Below are 3,452 nucleotides of genomic sequence, written 5' to 3'. Positions count from 1 at the left end.
CTCAGTCGCCGAGCCGCAGCCGGGGCTGTAAGGAATCTTGCGGCGGTTGCAGAGTTTGGCGACGTCCGCATTGAGCAGCGGGCCGACGACGAACTTGGCGCCGTTGGCGATGAAGACGCCGGCGGTCGGCGCGTCGACGACCGAGCCGACGCCCATGATCACGTTCGGGTCGGCCTCGGCGAAGTGGCGCGTCACCTCAAAGAACACATGCGCGGCGAACTCGCCGCGATTGGTGAACTCGATACATTTGGCGCCGCCGTTGGCGCATGCTTGGATGACCTTTGCGCAGACCTCGACGTCGGGATGATAGAAAACCGGGATCACCCCCTGATCCATCATCGCCGCCAGAACTTTCATTCGATCGACTGCCATCGGAGCTTCTCCTTCTCTATGAGTGTGAAACCTGTTCCCGTCGGTTCGTTTGCTCGCACGACTTGCATCGCGACGGTTGTTCGCCGAACGATCTAAGCCCTCTCCAGCACGACGAGCTGATAGAGGCTGCCGAAGAAGGTCTTTCGCGGGATGATCGAGCGGAGAGGCAAGCCGGCGTAAAAGCTTTCGATCTGCCGGCGCCAGAGGTCGAGCGCGAAAGGCTCTAGCGCCCAAAGCACCGGCGGGAAAAGATAGCGCAGCGGATGGCGCCTATCCGGGCGCTCATAGTCGACGATCACGAGACGCCCGCCCGTTTTCAGAACGCGCGCGGTGTCGGCGAGAGTTCGACGGCGCCACGACTCCGGCTGTTCGTGCAGCAGCATGAACAGGACTGCTCGATCGAATGCGCCATCGGGAAACGCCAGAGCCGCCGAATCCATCAGCGTCGCGCGCGCGTTCGATCTCGATCCGAGCTTGTGCCGCAGATTCTCGATCTGCGCTGGCAGCGCGTCTATCACATCGAGCGTGCCTCCCTCGGTCTGCAGGTGATCCGCGAGTTCGGGCGTGAATCCGCCGTAGGCGCACGCGACCTGGAGACTGCGCCCAGAATAGTGCGGTCCCAGCGCCTCGATCGTCGCCGAACGCAACCGCTTGTACTGGCCCATGAGGATCGCGTTGATGAGCCACTCGCGCTCCCAAAACTTCACCGCCAGAGGATTTGCATAAGCCCACCAGTATTTCTCGACAAGATAAGCCGGAGGTCCAGCGTTGGCGGCCGGCGCGCCCCCGGCCAGTTCGGCTTCTAAGCTGCACTCGATTTTGGTTTCGGCAGATGCTGCAGTGAAAACGGCACGGGTCAAGAGACTTCCCCTCGGACAAACAGAACTCTGCCGGGTTGAGGTTTGCGACGCTGCGGCGCCCGACCTCAAGCACGCATCGCTGGAACGGCGCCCACCACCCAGCGATCTCCCTGGAGACCGCGCGGGCTTGGCGTCCGGTGCGGGTCTGGGGCCCACACGTTGCTTTAGAGACGCGGCGTCGCATTCCGGCATGCCCGGTCTGAGGGGCACACGCCGGCGTCGCTCCGTTACTACGGCAGCATCCACGACAGCACCGGCGTGGACTGAAGGTAGACGAGCAAGCAAAGCAAAAGCAAAAGGGCCACGCTCCATACGAGGCAGGCGCGGAAGACGTCACCCTCGCGCCCGGTAATTCCGACGGCGGCCGCGCCGATCACGAGGCTCTGCGGCGAGATCATCTTGCCGAGGACGCCGCCCGAACTGTTCGCCGCCCCGAGCAGGGCGGGAGACAGGCCGGCCTTATTCGCCGCCGTCGCCTGCAAGGCGCCGAACAGCGCGTTGGAGGAATTGTCGGACCCGGTGATCGCCACGCCGACCCAACCGATGGCGGCGGAGAAAAAGGCGAAGGCTTGGCCGGCGCTCGCCAGCCAAGTGCCAAGCGTCGCGGCTTGGCCGGAGAAGTTCATGACGAAGGCGACGGCGAGCACCGCAAACACCGTCGGGACGAACAAGCGCATCTGGTAAAGGGTCTCCCCATAGACCCTTATCGCGTCGCCTCCGGAAATCCGCAGAATCGGCGCCGCCAGGATGCCCGCGATCAGCAACAAGCTCGCAGCGCCGGAGATCAGCGGCATGGCCAGCGTAGTGTTTGCCACCTTCCCCGCGGCGGTGTGGATCGCCAGGCCCGGCCAAGCGAACTTGACTAGCCCGACGTTCAGCCAGCCGGCGACCACCGGAATCTGTGCGATCACGAAAACCGCCACGATCAACAAATATGGCATGAAGGCGATAACGCGGTCGCGGTCGCTGTCGTGCGGCGAGTCGTTGACAATCCCCGCGCCCGCCGAAGCGGCCTCCAGAACGGGGTGGGTTTCCATGACTTCGCTTGGCTTCCACACCTGCAGCAAAGCCACCAGCGCGGCGGCGCCGACCAAAGACGCAACAATGTCCGAGAGCGGAACCGAAATGTAATTGGAGCAAACGAACTGCGCGATGCCGAACGCCAGGCCGGCGACCAGCGCGGCGGGCCAGGTCTGCTTAAGGCCGCGACCGCCATCGACGATCCACACCAGAACAAACGGCACAACGACCGCTATCACCGGGGTCTGCCGGCCGACGACTGCGCCGAGCACATTAAATGGTTCGCCGGTGACCGCGGAGAGCGTGACAATCGGCACCGCAAGGGCGCCGAAGGCGACCGGGGCCGTGTCGGCCACCAGCGCGCACACCACGGCCTTTAAGGGACTCATCCCCAGGGCCACCAGCATCACTGCCACGATCGCGATTGGCGTGCCGGCACCCGCCAGCGCCTCCAACAGCCCGCCAAAACAGAAGGCGATGAGTACGGCCTGCAGGCGCAAGTCGCTGGAAACCACGGCGAACGTTCGGCGGACTACTTCGAAATAGCCGGACTTCACCAGCATGTTGTGGATCCAGATCGCGTTGATGACGATGAAGTTGACGTTCAATATGCTGAACGCAGCGCCGAAGAGGGCGCTGTCGACCGTGGCGCTTACCGGCATGCCGTAGGCCAGCACCGCTACCGCCGCGGCAACAATCAGCGCCCAAACGCCGGAAACTAGGGGCGACCATCTCAGCCCGCCCAGAAGCATAAACATCACCAACAGCGGCAACAGGGCGAAGAACGCCGACAACGCCAACGAATGCGCCACCGGGTCGGCGATCTGCATATATGGCTGTAACATGATTTGATTCCTTGGCTTTTGCCGTGGCGGAGAAGACGTCAAACGCCACTCGACCGCGAACGCGCGCCAAACTCCTCAGACAACCCCCGCGAGCTTCCGATGACCGTTCGGAGCTCGCGTCCGGGAGTCGTTGGCCCGAGACTACGCGTTCAGATGTGGTAGGCTTGGCGTCCCAGCAGCTTCCAGGTTCCGCCCTGCTTCTGCCAAGTCTCCATAACGCCGAGATGCGCCGTGGCGGGCGGTTTGCCGAGGTCCGTGTAAGCGCAGTCGAAGACGAAGCGCATCACCGCCGTCTCACCGACGACCACCGTCTTGACGTTGGACAGCGTAATCGACGAATAGATCGTCTTTTTAG

Annotated in this window: 4 protein-coding genes; all 4 read right to left on the bottom strand. The window is 63.3% G+C overall.

Annotated elements, in window-relative coordinates:
* On the bottom strand, positions 1-372 hold a 372-nt coding region (locus tag ACLP2E_RS21460; RefSeq protein WP_442467073.1), incomplete at its 3' end, for a hypothetical protein.
* A gap of 92 nt (positions 373-464) precedes the next feature.
* Entirely contained in the window at positions 465-1,232 is a 768-nt protein-coding gene (rquA, locus tag ACLP2E_RS21455; RefSeq protein WP_442467072.1) for a rhodoquinone biosynthesis methyltransferase RquA, read from the bottom strand.
* A 230-nt stretch (positions 1,233-1,462) separates the two neighbouring features.
* On the bottom strand, positions 1,463-3,097 hold the full coding sequence (locus ACLP2E_RS21450; RefSeq protein ID WP_442467071.1) for an L-lactate permease: 1,635 nt from the start codon (positions 3,095-3,097) through the stop codon (positions 1,463-1,465).
* A gap of 149 nt (positions 3,098-3,246) precedes the next feature.
* The coding region (locus tag ACLP2E_RS21445; protein ID WP_442467070.1) for a nuclear transport factor 2 family protein at positions 3,247-3,452 on the bottom strand (206 nt) is incomplete at its 5' end.

This window comes from Rhodoblastus sp. (assembly GCF_052145335.1).
In the GTDB taxonomy this organism is placed as follows: domain Bacteria; phylum Pseudomonadota; class Alphaproteobacteria; order Rhizobiales; family Beijerinckiaceae; genus Rhodoblastus.
Note: the sequence above shows the minus strand (reverse complement) of the source record. Positions and strands in the feature narration are given on the sequence as shown.